The sequence below is a fragment of the Pseudoalteromonas sp. 3D05 genome (assembly GCF_002723455.1).
Taxonomy (GTDB): domain Bacteria; phylum Pseudomonadota; class Gammaproteobacteria; order Enterobacterales; family Alteromonadaceae; genus Pseudoalteromonas.
The window spans coordinates 6308-32278 of the sequence record NZ_PDUS01000028.1 but is presented as its reverse complement, the minus strand read 5'-3'; the positions used below and the strand labels follow the sequence as shown (position 1 = coordinate 32278).

General features: G+C 37.4%; 22 protein-coding genes. 1 reads left to right on the top strand and 21 read right to left on the bottom strand.

Translation table 11 applies throughout. From position 1 onward, the window contains the following. Positions 1-376 precede the first annotated feature (376 nt). Positions 377-835, bottom strand: coding sequence for a transposase (locus CSC79_RS19015; RefSeq protein ID WP_099297584.1), 459 nt, complete (start codon positions 833-835; stop codon positions 377-379). Between the two features lie 245 nt (positions 836-1080). Between CSC79_RS19015 and CSC79_RS19010 the strand changes: the two genes are divergently transcribed. Beyond that, the gene (locus tag CSC79_RS19010; protein ID WP_099297582.1) at positions 1081-2454 is read left to right on the top strand and encodes an MBL fold metallo-hydrolase; all 1374 of its coding nucleotides are present in this window, start codon (positions 1081-1083) and stop codon (positions 2452-2454) included. Positions 2455-2835: 381 nt separating this feature from the next. Here CSC79_RS19010 and CSC79_RS19005 read toward each other — a convergent pair whose 3' ends face one another. The 20 genes from CSC79_RS19005 to wecC all read right to left on the bottom strand — a co-directional run bounded on the left by CSC79_RS19005 (position 2836) and on the right by wecC (position 25936). Next, positions 2836-4002: a nucleotide sugar dehydrogenase gene (locus CSC79_RS19005; protein WP_099297580.1), complete on the bottom strand. Its 1167-nt coding sequence runs from the start codon at positions 4000-4002 to the stop codon at positions 2836-2838. A 652-nt stretch (positions 4003-4654) separates the two neighbouring features. Continuing rightward, positions 4655-6604 carry a nucleoside-diphosphate sugar epimerase/dehydratase gene (locus CSC79_RS19000; RefSeq protein ID WP_099297578.1) on the bottom strand — a complete coding sequence of 650 codons (1950 nt, stop codon included), beginning with the start codon at positions 6602-6604 and terminating at the stop codon, positions 4655-4657. Between the two features lie 176 nt (positions 6605-6780). Beyond that, entirely contained in the window at positions 6781-7164 is a 384-nt protein-coding gene (locus CSC79_RS18995; protein WP_099297576.1) for a four helix bundle protein, read from the bottom strand. A gap of 91 nt (positions 7165-7255) precedes the next feature. Continuing rightward, complete coding sequence (locus CSC79_RS18990; protein ID WP_099297574.1) at positions 7256-7804, bottom strand: sugar transferase; 549 nt, start codon at positions 7802-7804, stop codon at positions 7256-7258. Positions 7805-7819: 15 nt separating this feature from the next. Beyond that, entirely contained in the window at positions 7820-8755 is a 936-nt protein-coding gene (locus CSC79_RS18985) for an SDR family oxidoreductase (RefSeq protein ID WP_099297572.1), read from the bottom strand. Further along, positions 8752-9921 (bottom strand): glycosyltransferase family 4 protein, encoded by a 1170-nt coding sequence (locus CSC79_RS18980; protein ID WP_099297570.1) that lies wholly within the window; start codon positions 9919-9921, stop codon positions 8752-8754. The genes CSC79_RS18985 and CSC79_RS18980 overlap by 4 nt, the downstream gene beginning before the upstream one ends. A 2-nt stretch (positions 9922-9923) precedes the next feature. Further along, positions 9924-11369 (bottom strand): alginate lyase family protein, encoded by a 1446-nt coding sequence (locus CSC79_RS18975; protein WP_237114067.1) that lies wholly within the window; start codon positions 11367-11369, stop codon positions 9924-9926. A 188-nt stretch (positions 11370-11557) separates the two neighbouring features. Beyond that, the gene (locus tag CSC79_RS18970) at positions 11558-13696 is read right to left on the bottom strand and encodes a bi-domain-containing oxidoreductase (protein ID WP_099297566.1); all 2139 of its coding nucleotides are present in this window, start codon (positions 13694-13696) and stop codon (positions 11558-11560) included. Further along, entirely contained in the window at positions 13693-14217 is a 525-nt protein-coding gene (locus CSC79_RS18965; RefSeq protein ID WP_099297564.1) for an acyltransferase, read from the bottom strand. The genes CSC79_RS18970 and CSC79_RS18965 overlap by 4 nt, the downstream gene beginning before the upstream one ends. A gap of 11 nt (positions 14218-14228) precedes the next feature. After that, a complete protein-coding gene (locus CSC79_RS18960) occupies positions 14229-15395 on the bottom strand; it encodes a hypothetical protein (RefSeq protein ID WP_143483844.1) in 1167 nt (388 codons plus the stop codon). 13 nt (positions 15396-15408) lie between these two features. Next, positions 15409-16527 carry an O-antigen ligase family protein gene (locus CSC79_RS18955; protein ID WP_099297560.1) on the bottom strand — a complete coding sequence of 373 codons (1119 nt, stop codon included), beginning with the start codon at positions 16525-16527 and terminating at the stop codon, positions 15409-15411. Beyond that, positions 16514-17677 (bottom strand): hypothetical protein, encoded by a 1164-nt coding sequence (locus CSC79_RS18950; RefSeq protein WP_099297558.1) that lies wholly within the window; start codon positions 17675-17677, stop codon positions 16514-16516. The genes CSC79_RS18955 and CSC79_RS18950 overlap by 14 nt, the downstream gene beginning before the upstream one ends. Beyond that, on the bottom strand, positions 17670-18368 hold the full coding sequence (locus CSC79_RS18945; RefSeq protein ID WP_099297556.1) for an acylneuraminate cytidylyltransferase family protein: 699 nt from the start codon (positions 18366-18368) through the stop codon (positions 17670-17672). Before CSC79_RS18945 ends, CSC79_RS18950 begins: the two co-directional genes overlap by 8 nt. A 1-nt stretch (position 18369) precedes the next feature. Then, positions 18370-19422, bottom strand: a complete 1053-nt coding sequence (locus tag CSC79_RS18940; RefSeq protein WP_099297554.1) for a nucleotidyltransferase family protein — start codon at positions 19420-19422, stop codon at positions 18370-18372. Between the two features lie 2 nt (positions 19423-19424). Continuing rightward, on the bottom strand, positions 19425-20072 hold the full coding sequence (locus CSC79_RS18935; protein WP_099297552.1) for an acetyltransferase: 648 nt from the start codon (positions 20070-20072) through the stop codon (positions 19425-19427). Continuing rightward, the gene (neuB, locus tag CSC79_RS18930) at positions 20065-21135 is read right to left on the bottom strand and encodes an N-acetylneuraminate synthase (RefSeq protein WP_099297550.1); all 1071 of its coding nucleotides are present in this window, start codon (positions 21133-21135) and stop codon (positions 20065-20067) included. Before neuB ends, CSC79_RS18935 begins: the two co-directional genes overlap by 8 nt. Positions 21136-21142: 7 nt before the next feature. Continuing rightward, positions 21143-22291, bottom strand: coding sequence for a UDP-N-acetylglucosamine 2-epimerase (gene neuC / locus CSC79_RS18925; protein ID WP_099297548.1), 1149 nt, complete (start codon positions 22289-22291; stop codon positions 21143-21145). 4 nt (positions 22292-22295) lie between these two features. Further along, on the bottom strand, positions 22296-23450 hold the full coding sequence (locus CSC79_RS18920; protein WP_099297546.1) for a LegC family aminotransferase: 1155 nt from the start codon (positions 23448-23450) through the stop codon (positions 22296-22298). Between the two features lie 15 nt (positions 23451-23465). Then, the gene (locus tag CSC79_RS18915; protein ID WP_099297544.1) at positions 23466-24656 is read right to left on the bottom strand and encodes a UDP-N-acetylglucosamine 4,6-dehydratase; all 1191 of its coding nucleotides are present in this window, start codon (positions 24654-24656) and stop codon (positions 23466-23468) included. Between the two features lie 2 nt (positions 24657-24658). Continuing rightward, positions 24659-25936, bottom strand: coding sequence for a UDP-N-acetyl-D-mannosamine dehydrogenase (gene wecC / locus CSC79_RS18910; RefSeq protein WP_099297542.1), 1278 nt, complete (start codon positions 25934-25936; stop codon positions 24659-24661). Positions 25937-25971: the final 35 nt, after the last annotated feature.

The following is a 25971-nucleotide window of genomic DNA, read 5'->3' as shown; positions in this document are numbered from 1 at the left end:
GCCATTCGCCTACAATTAAATTTTAACACCCGTAGGCGTCAAGCTTGCTGACGCAACAACCACCATTCAAAACTTATAAAGCGCGATGGCAAGCCATTAGCCTATAAGCAAATTTTAACACCCGTAGGCGTTAAGCTTGCTAACGCAACAAGCACCATTCAAAACTTATAAAGCGCGATGGCAAGCCATTCGCCTACAATTAAAATATTAACCCGAAACTTCACCTTAACACCGTAGGCGTTAAGCTTGCTGACGCAACAAACACCAATAAATACCTAAAATGCTGTGGCAAGCCACTCGTCTACAGGTAAATGTTAACACCGGAATTAAACCTTAACACCCATAGGCGTTAAGCTTGTTGACGCAACAATAAAAATTACCCCAAATAACAACAATCCCAAAATGGATAATTACCGATATTTTTAACCAATCCAGCTCTTAAGGGGTTAGCAACGATATATCGAGACTGCTGAATTAAGTCGCTTTCAGCTCTAATTCTATGATCGTAAAAATTGGCTTGCCATATCCGCCCGCTTAAACCTCTTTTTCTGTTAACTTTTAATTTGGTTGTACTTTTAAACTGCCCGATCAAGCGCGACAAACTCATGGTTTCATCTTGTAACTGAAATAGCCAGTGTAAGTGATCGGGCATTAATGAAAAGCAAATAGTTGATACGCTTTTACTTCTACTAAATTGATATATTTGTTGTGATACAACACAAGCGATTCCAAAGTTTGCAAAAATGGGAATTCGTTGCTCACAGCAAATCGTTACTGAATAAAAACTATAGCGTGCTGAATGTCGCCCCTTCACTCTTTTATTACTATCACACATGAGTCCCTCCATTAGACACATTTAATAATAGTACTATGTGAATAAAAGCCAAACTCTCATAAACGCGATGGCAAGCCATTCGCCTACAATTAAATTTTAACACCCGTAGGCGTCAAGCTTGCTGACGCAATAAGCACCATTCAAAACTTATAAAACGCGATGGCAAGCCATGCGCCTATAAAGCTAATTAGGTACAAATAAATCTTTAATGCTACACTTTTCAAATCTAATTATAGGAATAGACTATGCAAATAAAACACCACGGAGCGGTGAATGGCGTTACAGGGTCATGCCATGAACTACAAATTAGTAAAAATACCTCTATTCTAATCGACTGCGGACTATTTCAAGGGGAAGACGCCGGAGTCGACTTAGCAATCGATTTCGATATATCGAATGTCACTGCGCTAATTGTTACGCACTGCCATATTGATCATGTTGGCAGAATTCCCTACTTATTGGCCGCTGGCTTTACCGGGCCTATATACACCTCTGTTGCATCCGCAAGCTTACTCCCACTTGTAATTGAAGATGCATTAAAAGTTGGCGTTACGCGCGATCAAACCATTATTAACGCGTGTTTAAACCTACTCAGCAAACTGATTATCAAAGTGGAATTTAATACATGGTTTGAATTACCCGTAAATAACGACCACGAGCTAGCGAAGGCACGCATACAAAGAGCGGGGCATATTTTGGGCTCTGCTTATGTTGAGATAGATATTGGTAAAAAACCATCAAGTCATAGAGTTGTGTTTTCAGGCGATTTAGGCGCGCCCTATACACCCCTTTTACCAACCCCTAAAGCGCCCTATAAAGCAGATACATTAGTCATTGAATCAACCTATGGCGATAAAAACCATCAAGGTCGCAAACAACGAACTCAAACCTTAAAAGCAATCATCGAAAAAGCCGTATCAGATAACGGTGTAGTGCTTATTCCTGCATTTAGCATAGGTCGTACACAAGAGCTGCTTTACGAGTTAGAGCAACTAATTCATAACTCAAAAAAACACGCTATCTGGCGCTCAATTGAGGTCATTATAGACTCCCCCATGGCCGCAAACTTTACCCAACAATATTGTCAATTTAAAAACCTATGGGACGATGAGGCAAAAAAACGCATTGCAAAAGGACGCCACCCTCTCAACTTTGAGAGCTTACACACCGTTGATAGCCATCAGGAACACCAAGCAGTTATTAATTATTTACGCAGCCGAAAACAGCCCGCGATTATTCTTGCTGCGAGTGGCATGTGTACAGGAGGCCGAATAGTTAATTACTTAGATGCATTTTTAGCAGACAAAACCACTGATGTTATTTTTGTTGGCTACCAAGGCCGTGGCACCCTGGGGCGAGACATTCAAACTTACGGCCCAAAAAATGGCTATGTAATCATTAACGATAAAAAAGTAAATATAAACGCCAAAGTTCATACCATAAGCGGCTACAGCGCTCACGCTGATCAGAATGGCTTACTAAAATTTGTAACCGGCATGCGTAAAAAGCCCAGCCATATAAAAATAGTGCATGGTGACGATAATGCCAAACAGGCACTGGCAGATAAATACAGTGAGGTATTGGGGAATGAAGTAAAGATAGAAATAGCGAAGGGGTAAGTTTTAGGTTTTAGGTTTTAGGTTTTAGGTTTTAGGTTTTAGGTTTTAGGTTTTAGGTTTTAGGTTTTAGGTTTTAGGTTTTAGGTTTTAGGTTCAGCAAAAATTATAAACTATAAAACAATCAAAGCTACGAGCCGCAGGTATCCAGCTACAAGATAAAAAGCATCTAAACCCTAGCACCTTTGCTAATGCCTTAATCTCTACTTCTTTGCTCTTAGTGATCTCTGTGGTTAATGGATTATTAAACAATTTTTACCACCTAGAACACCGAGACGCTACGCGCTGCACCGAGAAGAATAAGTTAGGTTTAGTGTCTAGTCACTTCTCTAGAACCTAGTCTCTTCCCTAGCACCTTTAACCTTATAATCAGGCACTTTGCAACTAATCACTGCCAAATAAGTCTCGCGTATACACTTTATCCACAACATCATTAAGCTCTTCAACCATTCTGTTTGATACAACTACATCAGACATTTTCTTAAATTCATCCAAACTTTTAATGACTCGAGAATCAAAAAATGATTTGTCATTTAATCGTGGCTCATACACCACCACTTCAATCCCATTTTCTTTAATTCGTCTCATAATTCCTTGAATCGCAGATGACCTAAAGTTGTCAGACCCTGATTTCATCACAAGGCGATACACCCCAACAACTTTAGGGTTGCGTTTGATGATAGAGTCTGCAATGAATGCCTTTCGTGTCATGTTAGCTTCAACAATAGCGGCAATAATGTTGTTAGGAACGTTTTGATAGTTAGCCAAGAGTTGCTTTGTATCTTTGGGTAAACAATAGCCACCATAGCCGAAAGACGGGTTGTTGTAATGATTACCGATACGTGGGTCCAGACCTATTCCCTGAATAATTTGCTTGGCATTTAAGCCGCGACTTTCTGCATAGCTATCAAGCTCATTAAAGTACGCGACACGCATAGCAAGATAAGTATTTGAAAATAGCTTGATTGCTTCAGCCTCTGTCGAGTCTGTAAACAGAATATCAATACCAGCTTTAACAGCGCCTTGCGCTAATAAATTAGCAAACGTTTTTGCTCGTTCACTTTGCTCGCCAACAATAATACGGGAAGGGTTTAAGTTATCATGTAGCGCTTTACCTTCACGCAAAAACTCAGGTGAAAAAATGATGTTGTTTGTTGCAAAGCTTTCTTTAACCGACTCGGTGTAGCCCACTGGGACAGTCGATTTGATTACCATGGTTGTGTTCGGGTTTATTGCCAACACATCTTCAATCACACTCTCAACTGATTGAGTATTAAAGTAGTTTGTTTCAGGGTCGTAATCAGTCGGGGTCGCAATTATTACAAAATCAGCATCAGCAATCGCAAGCGCTTTATCCGTGGTTGCAGTAAAATCAAGACGCTTGTTATTTAAAAAATGCGATATCTCTACGTCAACAATAGGAGACTGCTTATCTTTTAAAAGGTTAATTTTTGCTTCGTCAATATCGAGTGCGACGACCTCATTATGCTGCGCAAGTAACAAAGCATTCGATAACCCAACATACCCTGTACCAATAACCGCTATTTTCATCAAAGCTCCCATATACTTTTTGTACTTAAACTTAAATATTAAGGCCTATTAGTCTAAGGCTAGTTTTATAAATTTTTCCAGAATAATAAAACTATAGTCAAGTTATATGAAAGTAATAAGAAAATAATTCAGATTAATTCAAGCACATGTAATTTTTAGCACTTGCAAGGAGGGGAGATTAAGGAGCAAGAACTCATAATGAATGACGAAGGTAACACAACACCAAAAGCTGAAACGCCATTACATCGAGCTGGCATAAGAACATTCAGTTTTCAAAAGACATCTATCTGTGAATTGTTTGTTTTAAGCAATGAATAAGCATGTATTTATGATCATCATGTTCACAACTTTATAAAAAGGCGGTGGCAAGCCACTCGCCTACATAAAAATAATTGACTCTAATGTGTAAACAACCACCGTAGGCGTTAAGCTTGCTGACGCAACAAACTCCCTAAAACACCACTTGCACAGAGAAGTGAATGAGAACAAAAAGAGGAAAAACTAAATACACCTAGCAACCTAGTCTCTTCCCTAGAGCCTAAAACCTTTCGCGGTGGCAAGCCACTCGCCTACGAGTAAATAATTAAACTCAACTGTGTATAACTCATCCGTAGGCGTTAAGCTTGCTGGCGAAAAACCTAGCGCCTCGGGCCTAATTCTTAATATTTACCACTTTTTTAGAACTTGCTTCAGGCAATTGCTTTTTAGCATTCCAAACCAAATCACAAATACCATCGGTTGGGTTAAACCCAGTAGGTGCATCTAGCAACAGCTGACGAATTGTTTCATGGTCAAAGTTATGACAAGCAATATCAAGTGCTTCTAAAAACACATTAAGCTCAGCAAACGGCAGCATAGCTTCATTTGCAGTCATAATACGCTCATGTGTGGTTTCACCAACATTATCGCCAATCAATAACTCTTCATATAGTTTTTCACCTGGCCGAAGGCCTGTGCATTTAATTTCAATATCGCCATGGGGGTTGGTATCATCTTTTACCTCAAAGCCAGATAACCGCACCATTTTTGAAGCTAAATCCTTAATTTTTACTGACTCACCCATATCAAGCACAAATACGTCGCCGCCTTTACCCATGGAACCTGCCTGAATAACCAGCTGCGCGGCTTCAGGTATGGTCATAAAAAAGCGGGTGATATCAGGGTGAGTTAGCGTAATAGGCCCGCCCTCTTTAATTTGGCGCCTGAATAAAGGCACCACAGAGCCTGATGAACCTAACACATTACCAAATCGCACCATGCAAAAACGCGTTTTATGCTTAACACCTTTATTTTGCGCAAGGCCTTGTAGTACAAGCTCAGCCATTCGCTTAGTTGCACCCATTACATTGGTTGGCCGCACTGCTTTATCGGTAGATATCAATACAAAGGTTTCAACACCCGCATTTATTGCAGCCTTAGCTGCATAATAAGTACCAAATACATTATTGCGTACGCCTTCAACCACATTATGCTCAACTAAAGGAACATGCTTATAAGCTGCCGCGTGATATACCGTTTGCACACCAAACGCCATCATAACTGTTTCAATACGGTTAATTCGCTGTACAGACCCCATTATTGGAATAAGCTCGAGGTCGATATTGTTATTAATTACATACTCATTAAGCTCTTTTTCAATAGAATATAAACCGAATTCTGAAATTTCGAATAACACTAACTTTTTAGGGTGAAGCCGAATAATTTGTCTACATAATTCTGAGCCAATTGACCCTCCAGCACCACTTACCATCACTGCTTTACCAGTTATATTAGCCGCCATTAACTCAGGCTTTGGCGTGACTGGGTCTCGGCCTAATAAATCTTCAATTTCAACATCCCTGAACTCAGAAAGCTTAGCTTTACCCTCAACAACATCAGCCATCCCAGGAATTGAAAGTACTTTAATAGTGAGAGGTTCAAGCTGTGCTAACACTTCTTTACGGCGTGCGCGTGTTGCACTAGGTAATGCTAATAACACTTTTGTCGCTTTACCTTTATTAATTAATTCGTAAATACCTTTAAAGCTTATAACTGGAATACCCTGAATGATAGAGCCTTGCTTTGTATCGTCATCATCAATAAATGCGCGTACAAAATACTCTGGCCCAGCGCCCAATGCCGTAGCTAACTGCCTGCCCGCAGAGCCAGCACCATAAATAATCACTGATTCTTTATTTGCTGTGGCCATTTTACCAATCATGGCACGCACTAAAATGCGCGATCCACCCACCGTCAACAAACATAGCCATGCAAATATAAATGGCATTGTACGCGGTATACTTACGCCCACAAAAAACGATAAAAGCACCAAGGCTGCGGTAGTTATTACGGTACCTAATACAATAGCCCACAATGCTTGTGAGTTCATATATCTGAGTACTGCGCGGTATAAGCCTAAACTAATAAATGCATATAAACCAGTAGGTATAAGTAAAGCAAGTAACAGCCAATTACTTGGCTCATTAAAAGGGGTAAGGCTGTCTAAGCGGACAATTAATGCTAACCAAAAGGCAGCAGCAATAAATAACGCATCGATAAATAATGTAATTGCGCGCTTTTTAGCACGTGATGCACTCAAAATAGAACGAATGAAACTATCCACAACAAGTTCCCTTTTCTTGTAATTTGTTGATTCAAAAAGTAAGAATAGTAGTAAACTATTACTTTGTTAAAATTTTATGAATTATAGCTTATAAATTGCGAAGGAGCTAGGAGCTAGGAGCTAGGAGCTAGGAGCTAGGAGCTAGGAGCTAGGAGCTAGGAGCTAGGAGCTAGGAGCTAGGAGCTAGCAATATCATAACTAGGCTCTTGCTCTTTCACAAAGCCTTTTCTGCGTTTAATTAATGCAGCTACCATAGCTGCAACTTCTTTAGCTTCAGATATTAACTTTAATCCATGCTCTTTTTCTATAAAGCCAATCTCAATGCCAATATAAAGTTGTGTAACTAACTCACCAGCAGAGCCTTTCGCATAATATAAAAACCGAGATTCATCGTTTGAGGTTTCGCGCTCCATACCCTCAGCTATATTAGAAGGGATCGAAACAGCCGATCGTGTTACCTGATCTTTAAAGCCATAATCCTTACAATCTTTCGTAACTTTATAAATATCACAAGCTAAACGAGAAGCTCTTTTCCAAACATCCAGTTTTTCAAATTGCATAATTACCTTCCTTAGTTTTCTAGACTTTTCATACTACCTAGGCACTTCCCTAGTACCTAGTATCTTTCCTAGCACCTAGAACCTAGAACCTTTACTTAACCCGATCCCCACTACCACTTCCGGTTACTGTCATTAATATATATTTAAAGTAATTACCGATAGTCATGGTATCTATCATCTCGCGATCTGTTTTTGCGAGTAACTCAGGGGTAGACATGTCAATTTCGTTAACTTGTGCAAGGCCGGTGATACCAGGGCGTACAGCAAATACGTTTTTAGCATCACGAGCTGCAGTTAATTCTTCTTGATTAAATAAACCTGGGCGAGGGCCAACCAAGCTCATTTCGCCTTTTAGTACATTCCAAAGTTGCGGGAGTTCATCAAGCTTAGTTTTACGTAAAAAACCACCAAAAGGAGTAATTGAAGCCGTACTTGCTAAGTGACTAGCTACAGATGCAGTATCAACAGTCATGGTTCTAAACTTAACAAGTGTAAAAGGCTTTTTATTACGGCCAACACGCTCTTGGGTAAATATAGGTGAGCCAGTATCAAACAAGCCAATAATGTATAAAATCACTAAAAATGGTGAGGCAAACAACAAACCAAAAAGTGAAAACAAAAAGTCGAGCAAACGTATCATTTATAAATCCATTAATTATTTTGTTGAGGTTTTAGCAGCCAGTTTGAAACCATGTTCAGCTGAGTATGGCGGCTGCCAATCAAGGGTGTTTTTTGTGTGAGTAATATCTAACTGGAGAGAGCCTGTGAGCCTATCAATAACATCGCTCTTATTAAGTAATTTACCTGCTAATTTAAAACACCAAACTGGCACAGGAAGAGCAAAATTGCTTTTATTTTGTACCTTAGCCATTAGTGCAACCATTTCAGCGGTTGATAAATCATGATCATCACTAGCTAAAAACACTTGACCGGCCGCTTTAGGGTGCTCAATACATAATTGAATTAAGTCAACCAAGTTATAAACTGATACTAAACTACGCTTATTACTTTTTATCGATCTAAACGGCAATGGTAAACCTTTGCCAACAAAGCGCATAAGTGATGCAAAGTTTGCTTTAACACCTTCACCGTAAACAAGGGGCGGCCTAATAATCACTATTTCCATCCCAGTCTCTGTACCAAGCATTAATAATTGTTGTTCAGCCTCAGCTTTAGATATTCCATAAGGATCTTCCGGAGCTGATTTATCGCTTGCAGTAAAAGGGATTTTACCACTCGTACTTTCACCGTTCACTTTAATTGAGCTTAAAAATATAAAGCGCTTAACACCAGCTTGTGCTGCTTGCTTAGCTAAATTAAGTGTTCCGAGAGTATTTACGGCTCTAAATTCATTAAGAGGGTCACTTGCAGTATCATCCATAATATGGACCCTTGCAGCGCAATGCACTACCACATCGACGTTTACAAGCGAGTCACTATAAAGTGAACTAGAGTCCAAGTCATGTGTGAAAACATTTCCGAAATTAGATGGCTTTCTTCCTAGCAAATTTAGTTGATAGTTCCCTTTCAATTGCTCAACTAAATTATTACCAACAAAACCTGAGTAACCAGTGATAAGTAACCGTTTCACTTTTTACCACCATAACTAATTATTGAGTTTGCCATTTTTATCATAATATTCGTACGCGTATATTTTTTTATAAAGCTATCTCTATTCGTTTGGCTAAGCTTTAATGAATTAAGTGAAGTAACTGCTTGCTGATGATTGCTTGGGTAAAACACTTCAGCGTTATCAACTTCTTGGTTGATAAATTCAGCCGCATAACCACTTACACCGGCTAAAATAGGTTTACCCACCGCGGCATATTCAAATATTTTTGAAGGTAACACTTTTTCAAAAGCAGGGTAATCGTTTAAATGTAAAAAGAGAATATCAGCACTTAGATACTCATGAATTAATTGTTCACGGTTTACTGGCGGATGAAAAGAGATATTAGCAATCCCCTTACTTGCTTCAACCAAAGCGGCCTTTCTGCCGCCATCTCCAATCACTTTAAAATGATATTTGACGCCAGCTAGTTTTGCAAGTTCAGGAATAATAGTGTTCAACCCCTGACCTTCACCGATATTCCCTGCATATAGTACTGTAAACAATTCTGGCTTGTTTGATTCTAATTCAGTTGGCGATTCAGTGTCCAAAAACTCTTTATCTATCCCATTTGTAAACCATGAGTAGTTTGCACTTTTAAAACGATTAACAAAGTAACACTCAAAACCTTTTGATACTAGATTAATATGTTTAGCCGTGGAAAAGGTATAATTTTCGATTAATGTCAGTATGGGTTTTAGAACAAAAGTAACTTTTGGGTTTAACACATCTTTTAGGGTATCAACAAAAATATCACGTATATCTAAATACAGAGGTGCATTAATTCGTTTTGCAATTCTCGCCCCTAAAAACGCAGTAAATAAACGAGAGCTCGTTGCAAAAACTAAATCATACTTTTTACCATTCACAAGTTTGTTAACCTGCTTATAAAAAGCAGCAAAAGATTTAATTTGATCCAGCATGCCACTTTTATGCGAAGGTAAAGCAATTCGTCTAACTGTTACATTGCCAGTTTGTTCAAGCTTCTGCGCACCAGCCTCAAAACTTGCATACCGATTTGGCATAGTTGTAATAACTTCAATCTCAAGATCAGGGTTATTTTTTAGCTGCTCAATTAAAGCTGTGGTTCTGAATGAGCCAGCACATAAATCGGGAGCGTAATAAAATGAGAGCACCAATACTTTCAAAGCTATTCCTTTTGGATTTTTATTTCTGTAATCAATTGACCATTAGTAAATGGTATAACTATTTTTTGATTGGGAATGGTTTTACCGAATTCTGGGTGCCAAGTGCTTTCTTCAACAAAACACGCATGTGTACTAACTAAAAGCACCTTACTTTGGCATCCAAACTTTAGCTCTAAACTTGTTTCATCTATTTGCTTTACCTCTACATCGGGATGAACATGCAAATTAAATTCTGCGGCTGATTTAGTAGATAATTCATCAGTTATAATACAAGAGTCGGTTAACGCATTTATTGTTCTTGTGTGAGTAACTTTTGGCTTTAATCGCTTATAGCCATCGTGACTTGCTGATAATGTAATATTATCAGCGCTTTCTTTAGCCTTGAGAAGTTGAGTGTAAGCTCTACGAGCAACACGGAAGCCAGACCAAACCTCTGAAGAGCTTTGCCCATCAACAACTACTGTATTGTGGGCTGGAGTTTCTCTCTGCCTTAAGCGCTCTTTGCTAACGCCGTACAGCGATGTACCTGAATTAACAAAAACACGTTGAGAACCAACTGACATTTCAAAACTTAAACTATCAGCATGTGCATGGCCAGGTAGATAATCGGGCCCTACGTTTGCGTGATCAAATAAAAAAGTGTAATTATCATTTTTCACCCGACTATAACCACTGGCATGATTGGTAGTTAGTATGTTTGATGGTGACTCGTGTTCAAGACCTAACTTATTAGCATAGTTGAAAATTTCAGCGGGGCTTGCTGCGATGCCAATTGCCGCGTCATTAAAAAAGCTGACTTCACCATCAGGGTGAATCATTGACTTAAGCCAATTAAGTGCTTTTTTAGCCACTAACCCCCAAACATTTAAACGCGCTAATAGAATTACATTTTGACTCGTTTTCGCTAAATCAATCAACTCAAGTAAATCCCAAAGCAGGATTTCATGATACATTGGAGACAATTCAAAATGAGCGCCATCGGCTAAAAATTGCTCTTCAATTTCTCTATCTAATATTTTTAAACCTAGATTTAAAAAACGTTCAGCCTCATCACCTCGTAAAAAAGCCCCAACAAAAGTCAATGCTTTGGCGTTAGCAAATAAATGATTACCTAAAATATGGTATTCAAGCTGTTGAGACAGCGCGCTAGCCTGTTGCGTAATACTATTTAAATACTTTTGTTCAACACTTTCTTTTTTACTAAACCACTTAACCCAGTTTACTAACCGAAGTGATAGTGGGTAGGGCTCCCAACCATTTCCTGAGCAAGGAGGGTTATCGTCAATCCAGCGGTTAATAAAATTATAATGTATAGACTCACGCGCTTGATGAGTTTCAGAGCTTAAATCATCAAAATAGTGCAGATTATACAACCAAAGTTTTGAATACCTATCGCTATTCCAGTCAGTGTTTTTTTCAACCACACCCTCTTCATTTAAAAAAGACACTTTGTGATTTTCAAAAATTGACTGTTTAAAAAGGCAAGGACCTTGCCAGCAGAAGCTATTAGTTCCATCAGCAATAGGACTTACAACTTTAGGTTTTGTAAGTCTATAGAGCGCTCTGTAGTAAAACTGCTCAAATCTAAGATATTTCAAAGTGTGAAATATCTTAGATAACTTAATTAATGCAGACTTCATTGTTTTCGTAACTGCTGCGCTATATCTATTGAAATAGAGGCAACTTCAAATATTTCGCTAGCGCTGATAGGTGCAGCCGTACCATTTTTAATTGCATCTAAAAATAACTTAGAACAATTATTCTGTCCTTTATCTTGCTTCCATAAGTTAAGCTTTTTAAAGCCTTGCCAACCAAAGCCTTTTAGTTTAACGAAGTTGTCTAATTGTAGCACTTTACCCGCCACAAAAACCTCAACACGCTCTTTAGGGAAGCTAGCAGCACCATTTGCTAAATAATGAATAGTACCAAATGATCCATCAGCAAAACCAAGAATAATAGCGGCTTTATCTTCAGTAATTTCAACCGCATCAGTATCCCCCATTCTACGAGCTTGAACACTCACAATTTCGCTATCAACTAAATAACGCATTAAATCTATAAAATGGCATGCTTCACCAATAATACGACCGCCACCTACACTGTTATCTTGTGTCCAATGGTCTGCAGGGATACTTCCCGCATTCATAGTCATAATAAATGACTTAGGCTCTTTAATTGGAGCAAGTAACTCTTTCATTTTTTGAATTTGCGGAGAAAAACGGCGATTAAAACCGACCATTAACTTAGGTGCTTTCTCTGCTTTAATAGCTTCATCGTAAGCAGTTTTTACATCAGCAAGCTCTTCATGCGTAATAGCTAATGGCTTTTCAACAAATACATTTTTACCCGCTTTTAGTGCTTGCTGAACAAAATAAGCATGGCTATTATGTTGGGTTACTACAGCGATTGTATTAATACTCGGGTTTTCTATCATACTCTGAGTATCAGTTGTAGCTTCGCTAAAACCCGCTTTTTCACCATGAATTACGCCATTTATTCCACCAGAAGTAGAAATACTATGGAATTTCGCACCTGCCTCTTTAAATGCAGGGATTAAAACACGTGACGCATAATTACCAGCGCCAATAAAACCAACTACAGGCTCATCTTTTGTATATGTTGGCTCTGACTGCAGGCTTATTGTTTTACTATGGCGTTTTACACTTTCAGATTCAAACTGCAGTAAAATTCCTAAGGCAGTTTTATCTGTAGTTAAAAGTTCATAAGCATCGCTAGCATTCTCAAATTTAAAGCGATGAGTTATTAATGGTTTAACATCTATCTGGCCACCTGACATCATATCAAGAATTGCTTCAAAGTTGCGCTGTTCCGTCCAGCGAACAAACGATAAAGGGTAATCGTTACCTTGCTCTTCATAACTTGGATCATAACGGCCAGGGCCATAAGAGCATGAAACCTGAAAGGTTAACTCTTTTTCGTAAAAGTCAGCGCGGCTTAATTCAAGGCCAATTACACCCACTAAAATGATGCGCCCACGTTTACGGCTCATTCTAGCCGCCTGTGTGACAGGATCGTTTGATTTTGTTGATGCTGTAATAATAACCCCATCTACACCAACACCACGACTAAACGCCATACCTGCAGCAACTGGATCTTCTCCCTTGCCTGGGTTACAAATTTCAGCACCAAACTGTTTTGCTAAATCAAGTTTTGATTGGTCAAAGTCGATAGCTAATACTCGGCAACCTTGAGCACGTAGCATTTGCACAGTTAATAAACCAATTAAGCCAACACCAGTAACAACAAAACACTCGCCCATTGTTGGGTTAGCTAAACGAATGCCTTGCAAGCCAATACTTGCAACAACGGTAAAAGCAGCTTCTTCATCCGTAACATTATCCGGTATTTTTGCAACTAAGTTTTTTGCAACACGTACCACATCAGCGTGAGGCCCATTAGAAGCAACCCTATCACCAACTTTAAAACCCTCAGCACCTTTCCCTACAATATCCACCACACCTACATTGCAATAACCTAACGGTAATGGCTGTGCAAGCTTAGATTTAACCGCATCAACAGTAGTCATCAAACCATCGGTTTGTACTTTTTCAAGCACCATTTTTACTTTATCTGGTTGTGAGCGCGCCTTATCAATAAGGTTAGCTTTACCAAAATCAACCAGCATGCGCTCTGTGCCGGCTGAAATAAGCGTTATAGTTGTATTAATTACAACATTGTTTTTAGTAGCTGACGGGGCTGGAGCTTCAACTACGGCCGAACCTCCTTTAGCCATATCCTGAAGTATTTGTTTCATCTCAACATCCTATAAGAAATATTTTTTAAATATTCTTCTCTCATTTTCATATCATCAAAGCGATATTTTATTATCTTTGAAGGACAACCTGCATTTATTGAAAAAGGGACTGTATCCTTCGTAACAATTGATCCTGCCGCTATTATAGAATGACGGCCAAGTTTAACCCCATCCATAATAATAGCGCCATGCCCAACCCAAACATCGTCTTCAATTATTATTCCCTTCATTTCCGGTCTTCCGGAGTCAAACATTAACGATCCCAAATCATTATAAACATGATCAGCACCGACAAATGATACATTAGGTCCAATAAGAATTGAGCTATAAAACTCTATTCTGCACCCAACATTACAGTTTGGGCCAATATAGACTCTCTTGCCATTGAAAATCATCTCTGCTTTTCGACTTTTAGAAAATCCACCTACACAATATATATCTTTTGAAAGTATCTCGAGTAACCTTCCATATTTTAAAGCCCATAAAAATTGACGGACTCTTTTCGCGAATAAAGTAAACAAAAAAAACAACCTTATTTAAATATACTTTCGAGGTTTGATTCACAAATAATAGACTCTCCCGTACCAAATAAAGCCATAGTTGGAATTTCCTTTGTTTCAATCAAAATAGATTTTCCGACTTTAACTGTATAGTATGATGTAGAGTATAAACTGACATTCAGTGTATTATCGCTAATTAAACCATCAAACTTTTTAACACTTGAGTTATAAACGCCCTTAAAGTTAGGGTGTAGCTTAACCCGAATCTCAACTGAATATTTATTGCATAAATCAGCCAATAAACCCAACACTCGCTCTTCAACCATCCTATTCAAGTCCCCTGTAGTAACTGACAACCCAGAATAAAAAACAATATTATCAAAGCCTATAGGAAAATCTAACTTTTTTGGTTCATACAAAGTATTAGTAATTAAATTAGGTCTAAAGCGCTTATAATATTCAGATTGAGCTTCATTAAAAACATTTACTATGTCTGCAAAGTAAAACGGAGCATAAGTACCAACTCCATGCAAAGTGCATTCAACTCTAATTTTATTCAAAGATAAATGTTTATTAACGACACATGAAAAAGGATCAACATCATCCATTACTAATATTTCTTTTAATTTTTTACATTTTAAAAATTCTGAAGCTGATTTTCCATTTGCATTATATTCTAGCTGAAATAAAGAAAGCATATCCCTTTTAAGAAGAAAGGTAATTAGATCTCTCATCGAATAACCAAGCCCATATAAACAATATCGAACTCGTAACTTTCTTAGCATTAATACGTATTTTAACTGCCGACTTACACTTAAGGGGAAAGGCAAAACTAAACACAACGACTTTGAGATATTACCGACACGATCTTCATATGTTAGATAATTAAGTTCAACCCAAGTTTTAATAAGTTGTTCCACTTTATTTTTGGTTTTTACTTTATAATGAATCCTAAACAATTTGTGAATGAAAAATTTCAAAACAATAGAAAAAACCTTCTTTGCTCTCACATTTTCTTTCAATATTTCATTAGTCTCACATTTAGTATCACTTCTATATATTGAACTATTCATAACAACAAAATTACAAAAACTTTCTGCTTCATCTAATGATGAAAAATAACTTTTAGAAAAATTCAATATAGGTTTTACATTATCAATATATAATATTGATCTATAATAAAAATCTGGATAACTCAAAACAACTCCAAAATTAAGCAAGTTTTTCTTTTTTATAACTACTTGGCAGAACATAAAATAAAAATGTAAACAAAACCATTATGTGTGGATGTTTCAAATAATTCTGAAACAAACTTGAAAACAAAAAGAAAAATAGAATAATAAATAACATAGTTTTATCAGTTTTTGGAATAGCGCTAGAGTAAAGGATAATCCCTCCTCTAAGAATAAATGCAATAAACAATACAAAACCAACTCCACCACCTTTGACTAACATTTCAAGATAGCTATTATGGAATGATGCATAATCTAAATCAGCTACTTCATGTAACGAGATAACACCATAGCCAAGAAAAGGCCTAGAACTCCACAATTCGATTAATACAGAAAAAAGTCCTTCCCTATCATTTGATTTACTCATCCTTTCAACTATCTGTTCATCAAAGCCTATCGTAAAATCAGCGAGAAAATAAGTCACTATAAGTAATGTAATTAGCATTAAAAACGATTTTTTTGACAGCTTTAAAAAACCTAACATTGTAATTGATAATAAAAGACAGACTAGAAATAATCTAGATGTGGTCATTGCTGCCGCTAGTAATATAAGCACAAGATAAACACTAACTTTCTTATCTCTCAGTAACAATAGTAATACCGCACAACAAAAGAAAAAAACTATATAATTTGGCCAGTCTGGAAGTACCCCTTCAGCCCACAACCTATAATCAGGAATGTAAAATATTTTAACCCCATATTTATAAGCCCCTAATAAAAAAAACAACAAAATGGTTGCTAAGCAAAGAACAAATATTCCATCTATGAAGCCTTTAATAAAAGCACCATTATCACGAATAAAATGAGTTAGTATAAAAAAAATAAAAAATATACACCCACCTAAAAGCGCAGTAAAACTTCCCGCCCCAAATTCAAAGTTAAATATAAGAGAAGAAAGTATCAACGAAATCGAATTAATAAAAAGGAGTATCACAGCAAAAAAGTCAATTTCTACTTTCTCATTAAAGGCACGAAGAAGAAGAAATGATAAAACAAAAAATGAAAAAATATAAAAAGGTGGCCCTGGGTAAGCTAAAGGAAATGATATTAAAATACCGAGAAAATAATCACTACTAAATCTACCTTTATGCTCTAACATTTTTAAACTTCTTCTTCAAATTAAATATATAAAAAACAAAAAACATTGAACTAATTAAGGATGAAGCACCTACTAGCTCAACTTTATTTATAAATATAAAAACCAGTGTAGAGAAAACATGTAAAAATGATGACAACACTGCACATAAAAGTAAACCCATTGACTCGGTATGATATAGAAATACACTACTATATAATTGTGCAATAGTATAAACAATTGCACCAATAGACATTGGCACAAAAAATAAATAAAGCCCATCATATTCACTATAAAGTAAAGAAAAGAACCATCCAAATAGCAACAATGGTACTAATACTAGTAGCATTTTTATAGATACATTATTTAATAGAGAACTATAGTTCTTCTCATCGCGAATCAATTTAAAAACTGCAGGTTGTAATGTTCTATTTAATATAGCCCCTAAAAGTAAAATTATAGATATAACTTGAAATGATAAAAAATAAGAAGCAGCTAAATCTTTACTACCATTATCTTCTAACATCGAAAAATCAAATAAAGTTCTCAGTGAAAATATAGTTCCACCCAGAGAGAGTGGTAAACCAAACTTTACAATATCAATTGAAAAAAGCTTTAACTTCTTGTAGTTAAAAATAAAAGTTCGAAAACAAAGTAAGAACCAAATTGCCCCCCCTCCAAAGATCACAGTTATAAAAATATAAAAGTAAACTCTAGCAAACCAAGTGTCGAAATAAAGGTAAGCGAAAAATGGTACAATGGAGCATAAAAAAGAGAACGCTAGATTATTTTTACAATATGAGTAAAGTCTATTACTCACTCTCAATATAGATAACCTTAATTGATAAAAAACAAAAAAATATGCACACAAGAAAGGAGTAAAATCAGCTTTAAAAGAAAAACAAATAATTATAAATACTAACAACACAATAGTAGTAAGAATAAAAAATAGAAATAGCTCTTCGTCAACATCATTATTATCAACTATTTTTTTTGAAAAATATGAAGGACTACCAAGGCTTAAGAACAAACTTACAGTTGTAAAAACTAAGAACCAACCGCCAAATGCAGCCAGATCGCTTGGGCCCATATAGTAAGCAAATAGAGGTATAAAAGCTGCGGTTATACCCTTCGACAAAATATCTGAAACAATAAAGCCGCGAACCTTAATCACATCTACCCTTACTCATCAGAATGTTTGCCATTATAAAGTCCATTTCAGTATCTATATCTATCGAATTTTTTTCAGCCATAATAAATGGATAATAATCATCCTCTAAAAAAAGCTTTTTGGTACTTAGTAATGTAGCTCGATCAATTAAATAAATTGCGCCATTCAATTGATAAAACTCTTTAAGACCCTGAGAACGAGTATTAGTCAGCCCTTTTATAAATTGCTTAAACTCTATATAAGTATCTAATGACGTAGTCCATTGCGGTGAATGCTGGCATTTTGTTAAAGAAACTACGCCTCTAGCTTGCTTTTCAATATATAAAGCAATTGCGCTATCTATATCTTGCGTGGTGCGTAGAGGAGATGTTGGTTGTAACAAGCAAATCACATCAAACATACCTAGTTGCTTTGCAAACTCAATAGCATGAAGTACAACATCAATAGACGATGCAGTATCAGATGCTAGCTTTGCGGGTCGATTCAATGGGTAGGTGTTTTTATATTGCTCGCTGATTCTAAGAACTTCAGGGCAATCTGATGTAGCAATTGTAGCCGTAATATATTCAGATTGCTTTATCGCCTCAAAAGTATGGGCGATGAGCGGTAAGCCATTTAACGGCTTTATATTTTTCTGGGGGAGACGCTTACTTCCCGCACGAGCAGGCACAACAGCTAACACTTTTGGCTTCATTTTATAGACCTAACTCATAAATATCAACTTGTGCTTTATTAAAGTCATCATGGCGTCCAACATCTAACCAATATTCGTGAATTGGAAATTTTAGGATTTTATTGCCATGTTCTTTCTTTAATTCAAATAAAGTAGGCATATCTAAATACTCATTATTTTTCAGCGATTTTATAATTTCATTTGAAATCACATAAATGCCCGCATTAACAAAATAACGATATGTCGGCTTTTCAACTATACCGGTAATTTCATGGCCGTTACCTTCAATTACACCAAATGGTACTTTTATTTCGTAGTCCCGAACACACATAGTCGCATCGCTTTGGTGCTTTTCATGAAAATTAAGCACTTTACTAAAGTCAACATTTGTTAAAATATCACCATTGATCATAATCAATGGCTCTTTTGGTAATGATTCTGGTAGTAATGATAATGCACCACCAGTCCCTAGAGGGGTTTCCTCATGAATGTATGTAATTTCTATTTCAAAGTCACTACCATCTCCAAAGTAATTCATTATCACTTCAGGGAGATAGTGTGTAGAAATATAAAATCGGTAAAAACCATGACTTTTAAAACTATTAATTAATGTTTCAAGCATAGGCTTACCGCCTACTTTCAGCATTGGTTTTGGACAATTATTTGTTAACGGCTTTAATCGAGTGCCAAAACCGCCAGCCATAATAAATACAGGATTTTCTCTTTTTTCTATGGTTAATGTTTCATATAGAGTTTTTAAGCCAACAAGCTCCCCATTATCATCAACAAGCGGTAACGATAAAATCTTCATTGACTGCATCTGTGCTTTTAATTCATTACTACTTAATGATTTATTTGCACTAACAGGGTTCGCATTCATAATTAAACTTACAGGCGACTCTAATTCAACGCCTTGTAAAATCCCCCTGCGCACATCACCATCCGTTACCATACCTATTAGCTTTCTATTATCAACAACTAAAGCAACCCTAAGTGCTTCTTTATCAATAACTTTTAATACATCTTTAATCGAATCGGAAGGGCTAACTACAACTTTTTTCCAGTTAATCGTCATCTCTATTCACCTAATCCTTTAATTATTGAACGTGCACCATACGCTATAGAATATTTTGGAATTGATTTTGTAACATTAGCCCCAACCCCAATAATCGTATTACAACCTATCGTTACATTATTAATAATACCACTACCTGTAGCTATATGAACATTACTCTCCACTTTTACCTGCCCGCTTAATGTTGTGCCTGGAGCTAGATGGCAGTGAGCACCAATTTTGCAATCATGATCAACTGAAACTGAGGTATTTATTATGGTGTTTTCGCCAATTTCACTACCAATATTAATCACTGCGTTATTCATAATTTGTGCACCTTTAGCCAGTACCGCATAATCTGACACTAACGCTGAATCTGCAATAACTGTTGCAAATGTATAACCTAACTCGATAAAACGCGTATAAACTTTTTCTCTTAGCGTTTGTCGCGGCATTGCGCCTATACCGTTAACTAATAATACTTTATCAACTGAAAACGCTAATACGTCATCATCTTGTAAGTAATGCTGAACAGTATCAAAAATAGCATGACCAGCTAAAATATCTGGCGCGACAACACCTAATAATGGTTTGTTTTGCTTAATTAATATTTCAGCAAGGGCCGCAGCATGCCCACCACCGCCGATAATTAAATATCCGGGGTTACTCATCAATTAAGTCGCCAGCTTTATAGTTTTTGCTGCTTGCTTTATTTAAGTAATGCCAATACTTTATTGGGTTTAAACCACTTCCTGGGCGCTTTACAGCTAGGTTGTTTTCACTAAATAATTCACCAGCAGTAATTGCATTTGCCGCTACAAGGCTTTTACGGGCTACGCTTTTATTTTTTACTTCTGATGGTCGAGGTCCTTTAATACCATCTCCCATTACTTTTTCAACCGTGCGAATACCATCAACCATGGCTTTTAATTCTTGTGGATCCAGCGATGCTTTATGGTCGGGCCCTGGCAGGCTTTTATCAACTGTAAAGTGTTTCTCAATTAAAACGGCACCTTTAGCTACAGCTGCAACCGGTACAATTATGCCTTCACTGTGATCAGAATAGCCAACTGCCAGTTTGAATGCATCTTTCATTGTATCCATTGCATTTAAATTTATATCGCCAAAAGGAGCCGGGTATTCTGTTGTACAGTGTAGCAAGGTCACTTTTTCTTTTAATAGTTGTTTACCTTGCTCAGAAAAATACGCCGCTTGTAATGTTTCATCATTTGGCGTGCCCTGTGGGTTTAAGTAGCCAAAAGCAATCACCGATAACACTTGCTCTATTTCTGATAGTGTAGCCATACCTGTTGAGACAATTAGGTCACACCCTGTTCTTGCATGCTCTAGTACCAGAGGTGCATTAGTGATCTCGCCTGATGGCAGTTTTAACCTAGTTATACCTAAATCATCAACTAAAAATGACAGGCTTTCTGAATCAAAAGCTGTTGATAAAAATTCGATACCTAGGTCATTACAATATTTGACTAATTTGTGGTGCGACTCATAGCTGAGCTCAAGTCGTTTTAACATTGAGAACTGAGATTCTTTTTGGCCACTGTTAGTTATTTGATATTCGGCTTGTTGTGCCTCTTCCGTCACTAAATTTTTGGCTTTAAATGTTTGAAACTTGACGATATCTGCCCCCGCTTTATGGGCGGCATCAACAAGAGAAAAAGCTATTTCGTCACTGCCGTTATGATTAACACCAGCTTCTGCAATAATTAAGGTCATAGTATGCTCACTTTAAATCGTAAAAAGACTTACTTGGTTCGAAGTTTAGAGTTTTGAGCATGGCGATAGCTTGCTCACTTGCATTACCGGCACCATAAGGATTCGATATTTTTTCACCTGGCGTTTTATAATTAACTTGAAGAGCGCTGTTTATAGCAGCTTTAATTCCAGCCTTAGTAGCATCACAATGCAATACGCTTTTAGCAGCTAAACGACCTTTTTGCCTAACGCCTATATTCACAGTGGGCACATTAAATGACGGCACTTCGATTACGCCACTTGATGAATTACCAATGACTACAGCGGCATGTTTAACAGCACTTAAATAACGCTTTTGGCCAAGTGATGGAATTGCATGCACTCTTTCAGGTTGTTGCTTAGCGTACTCTTCAAGAATTGGAATGATACGGCGGCCACCATCGTCAGCATTAGGGTAGGTTAAAATCACCTGATAGTCAGGAAAATCAGTTAACGCTTCAAGTAAAGCATTAAAGCTTTGCTCTGGCTGTTCATTACCTAAAGTAACGGGATGATAAGTCACCAAAAAGTAGCGCTGACCAAGTTTGAATCCTAAAGAGTCTGCAATTTCATCTATATTCATAAACTCACCACGCTTTAGGTGGTCAAGCCCTATAGCTCCAATATTGCGTACACGTTCAGGCTGCTCCCCTAATTGAATTACACGCTGTTGATATTCTTCTGTCGATGTCCCGTGCAAATAACTCAATTTAGTTATGGCGTGGCGGATTGCATCGTCATAAGCGCCTTCTGTAATTTCACCGCCATGCAGGTGGAGAATAGGAATACGCAAAATCATTGCCGTTTGTGCCGCTGCAAGTGCTTCAAATCTATCGCCCAAAATCACGATCGCATCGGGCTTTAAACGGTTTAATGCATCAGCAAAACCAAGCACTCCTAACCCCATACTCTTTGCAGTACCCACTGCGGTATCAGAGGAGAGTAAAATTTCTATTTTTTCATCAATCTCAAACCCATCTTGTTCAATTTGCTTATAGGTTTCACCAAATTCTGAAGATAAGTGCATACCAGAAACAAGCAGCTGCAATGTCAGTTCAGGGTCAGCTTGTATATCTTTTAAAAGCCAAAAGAGTAAGCCATATTCAGCTCTCGTGCCTGTAAAAACAGCAACCTTCATAAATTTATACTCCACCTAAACTTTTAACTGGTGAGCTTGGGATATTAACCAAGTGACTTTCTATAAATTCAGAATAGGAAAGATCACCTCTAAGTACATCTTTAAACATCGGTAAGCGATGCATCAATTGCCAAATTGGTCTGGTCATCACACCATTGTCGTTAGCATTTTTTAGCAGTTCTTCACGAGATTGTTTATCCGGGCAAATTATTGCATTTAACCAGTAATTAGATTTGGCATAGTTTGGCTCTGTAACAAATTGATACTCTGAGTTATTGAAAAAATCTGCATACAATAAAGCGAGCTTACGTTTATTTTCGATAAAAGCAGGCAGTGATTCCATTTGTGCACAGCCTAGCGCAGCATTTAAGTTTGGCATGCGATAGTTAAAACCCGCTTCATCATGATAAAACTCATAGGGATGAGGAACTTTTGCGGTTGTAGTTACATGCTTAGTATGTTTACCTGCATCTAAGGTTTTACACAACACCATACCGCCGCCGCCAGTGGTAATAACTTTGTTGCCGTTAAAGCTAATAGCGCCATAATCGCCAAATGTACCTGTGTGTTGACCTTTATAAAAAGAACCCAAACTCTCAGCTGCATCTTCAATTAAACTAATTTGCCACTTAGTGCATACAGCCATAAGCTCATGCAACTCAACTGGGTGCCCGAACGTGTGCATAGGGACAACGGCTTTAATACGCTGCCTTGTAGTTTTATGAATAGGTCCAGTTTCTGTTAAAACTGCGTATTCATCTAAAAACAACTCTAAAGCCTTTGGGCACAACCCTAAACTAATAGGTGAAACATCGACAAATGCAGGCTGCGCGCCCATGTGATGTAATGCATTACAGGTAGCTACAAATGTAAGCGCTTGAGTTATCACTATATCATTTGCTCTAACCCCTGCCATATACAACGCAGCATGTAATGCTGCAGTGCCATTTACAGTCGCAACAGCTTTGGCAGTACCTGTGTAAATCTCAATATGATTTTCAAAGTCATCAACAAATTTACCAACACTTGATACAAATGTGCTATTAATGGTCTCTGCTACGTATTGTTGTTCATTACCTGCAAACGTAGGCGCATGTAATGGAATAAATTCATCAGTTTGATAAAGGTCTTTTACAAACGAAACAAATTGCTTATTCATAATAACGACACCCGCTTACATTTTTCCATCAAGATATTTCCCGGTCTCTTTATGACCAAACCCTGGGATCATTTTAAAGAAAAGCGCCACAATTTGCTCTTTAGTCCACGCTTTATTATTTTTCATTGAAGCAATTTCGCTTTCAAATTCGTTTAATAGCTGCAGGTCAAATTCAGGCGTATTTTTAATAATACCTAGATTCTCAAAACGGGCCATATCGAGTTCTTCACTGTCGGTAAAAAACTCTTCGAAATCTTTTTCACCCGTTGTATCACTTTCAGTGAAAAGGCATGGCCATTTACCTTGTGCTGGTAACGTTTTAACTAATTCACGCGCCTCATCTTCCGTTTTACATAAATACGGTTCATAGCCTCGTTCATTGAGGTATTTAACTGCAATGTCAGCAAATGTAATAAGATGTAATGCTTCGCTTAGTTTTGGGAAGAAAATATCCCGGTTATCACCAAAAATACATGACATTAAACATAGTTCACCAGACTCTTGAGGTGTAACAAAATAGCGTTTTATATCGCTAGGAGCAACTATTGGTTGTTGCTTTTGTATACGCTGGTTAAAGCCATGTAATAATGAGCCATCAGAAAATGCAACGTTTGCAAAGCGAGCTGTTGAAATAGCGATTTTTTCGCTTTTACGCATTAAAAACATTTCCATAATGCGCTTTGAGGCACCCATCATATTTACAGGGTTAGCAGCTTTATCAGTAGATACACAAAAATATTTCTTTGCGCCACAATCAATTGATTGCTGAATAGTTTTATCCGTATTAAATACATTTACATCGATCATACGCATTAATGTAAATGGGTCTTTTTCACTACGGACATGCTTTAGTGCAGATAAATTGAGAACATAATCATACTGTCCATCAGCTTGTATGAAAGCATCGTATTCAATAGAACCAATATCTAATGCAAATGTTTGAAAATCCCCCTCGATATAACCGAAAGAACTGCGAATATCACGTACCAGCTCGACCATATTGTTTTCGCTAATATCGACAACATGTAGTTTTTTAGGGTTACGTTTAAAAATTTCTTTCGTTACAGCTTGACCAATTGAGCCTGCACCACCTAAAACAAGAAAACGAGATTGAGAAACTTCTTTGGTAAGCTCATTTTCTGCAGTATTAATATCCTGCGTAAAAAGTGCCTTATGACGTCCAACTAAGTTTAATACGTGATTCATATCTAACCCCAAATTCCTTTAGTATCGATTAAGTAATTATTTTTCATTTTCTGAACTTTGAATTCTTTATGGTCAACAAGTAACAAATGAATATCTGCCCTTTCTTTGGCAACCGAAAATGTAGCTAACTCTAGTTCGGCTATGTGATTTGGTAAAGAATGAATATTAGGCTCAACAGCGATAACAGCCCCTGAGTGTAACTCAGCAATTTGCTTTGTAATATTTAAAGCGGGGCTTTCGCGTAAGTCATCTATATCAGGCTTAAATGCCAGCCCATAACAAGCTACAGTGACATCTTTTGCCGTTTTTGTAGGGTTAGCTTGTAAAAAGTCTGCAATAGCTAACTTAACTTTATTAATTACCCATTGCGGCTTTTCATCGTTCACTTTACGTGCTGTATGAATTATTTGTGCCTCTTCAGGCGTTTTACTCACAATAAACCATGGGTCTACCGCTATACAATGCCCACCAACACCAGGACCTGGTTGTAAAATGTTAATCCGTGGATGGCGGTTAGCCAGTGATATAAGTTCCCAAACATCGATATCTAACTTATCACAAATGATGGATAACTCATTAGCAAAGGCAATTTGCACATCACGGCATGAGTTTTCAGTCAACTTTGCCATTTCTGCGGTACGGGCATTGGTTATTACACATTCACCTTGTACAAATGTTTTGTAAAGCTCAACAGCGCGGGCTGAACACTTGGCAGTCATGCCACCAATTACACGGTCATTTTCAACCAACTCACGCACTACATGGCCTGGTAATACTCGCTCTGGGCAATGTGCTACATTTACATCAACATTTCCACCTGCATGCTCTTTATTAGGGGAAGGGAATGATAAATCAGGGCGGGCTGCAGCTAACCACTCCGCCATTTGCTCTGTAGCACCAACCGGTGAGGTAGATTCTAGTATTACTAAATCCCCTTTTTTAAGCACTGGTGCAATAGCTTCAGAGGCTTTCTTTATGTAGCTTAAGTCAGGTTCTGGTATTGTAGAGTCATTGTTCTTGAATGGTGTTGGTACTGCAATTAAAAATGCATCAGCAGGCTCTGGAGAGATTACTGCTTTTAAATAGCCCTCTGTTACTGCTGCATGTACGATCATGTCTAGATCGGGTTCTACTATATGAATTTCACCACGGTTAATTGTATCTACCGCGTGCTGATTTACATCAACACCAATTACGTTTTTTTTACGTGATGCAAACATCGCAGCTGTTGGTAAGCCGATATAGCCTAAACCAATAACTGAAATTGTATTGAATGACATGATAATCCTTTTTAAATAGGTTCTAGGTTCTAGGT

Bases quoted from the DNA above. Each gene is read 5' to 3' on its own strand.
- CSC79_RS19015 (WP_099297584.1), bottom strand. From the start codon at position 835: ATGTGTGATAGTAATAAAAGAGTGAAGGGGCGACATTCAGCACGCTAT.
- CSC79_RS19010 (WP_099297582.1), top strand. From the start codon at position 1,081: ATGCAAATAAAACACCACGGAGCGGTGAATGGCGTTACAGGGTCATGC.
- CSC79_RS19005 (WP_099297580.1), bottom strand. From the start codon at position 4,002: ATGAAAATAGCGGTTATTGGTACAGGGTATGTTGGGTTATCGAATGCT.
- CSC79_RS18995 (WP_099297576.1), bottom strand. From the start codon at position 7,164: ATGCAATTTGAAAAACTGGATGTTTGGAAAAGAGCTTCTCGTTTAGCT.
- CSC79_RS18990 (WP_099297574.1), bottom strand. From the start codon at position 7,804: ATGATACGTTTGCTCGACTTTTTGTTTTCACTTTTTGGTTTGTTGTTT.
- CSC79_RS18970 (WP_099297566.1), bottom strand. From the start codon at position 13,696: ATGAAACAAATACTTCAGGATATGGCTAAAGGAGGTTCGGCCGTAGTT.
- CSC79_RS18955 (WP_099297560.1), bottom strand. From the start codon at position 16,527: ATGTTAGAGCATAAAGGTAGATTTAGTAGTGATTATTTTCTCGGTATT.
- CSC79_RS18945 (WP_099297556.1), bottom strand. From the start codon at position 18,368: ATGAAGCCAAAAGTGTTAGCTGTTGTGCCTGCTCGTGCGGGAAGTAAG.
- CSC79_RS18940 (WP_099297554.1), bottom strand. From the start codon at position 19,422: ATGACGATTAACTGGAAAAAAGTTGTAGTTAGCCCTTCCGATTCGATT.
- CSC79_RS18935 (WP_099297552.1), bottom strand. From the start codon at position 20,072: ATGAGTAACCCCGGATATTTAATTATCGGCGGTGGTGGGCATGCTGCG.
- neuB (WP_099297550.1), bottom strand. From the start codon at position 21,135: ATGACCTTAATTATTGCAGAAGCTGGTGTTAATCATAACGGCAGTGAC.
- neuC (WP_099297548.1), bottom strand. From the start codon at position 22,291: ATGAAGGTTGCTGTTTTTACAGGCACGAGAGCTGAATATGGCTTACTC.
- CSC79_RS18920 (WP_099297546.1), bottom strand. From the start codon at position 23,450: ATGAATAAGCAATTTGTTTCGTTTGTAAAAGACCTTTATCAAACTGAT.
- CSC79_RS18915 (WP_099297544.1), bottom strand. From the start codon at position 24,656: ATGAATCACGTATTAAACTTAGTTGGACGTCATAAGGCACTTTTTACG.
- wecC (WP_099297542.1), bottom strand. From the start codon at position 25,936: ATGTCATTCAATACAATTTCAGTTATTGGTTTAGGCTATATCGGCTTA.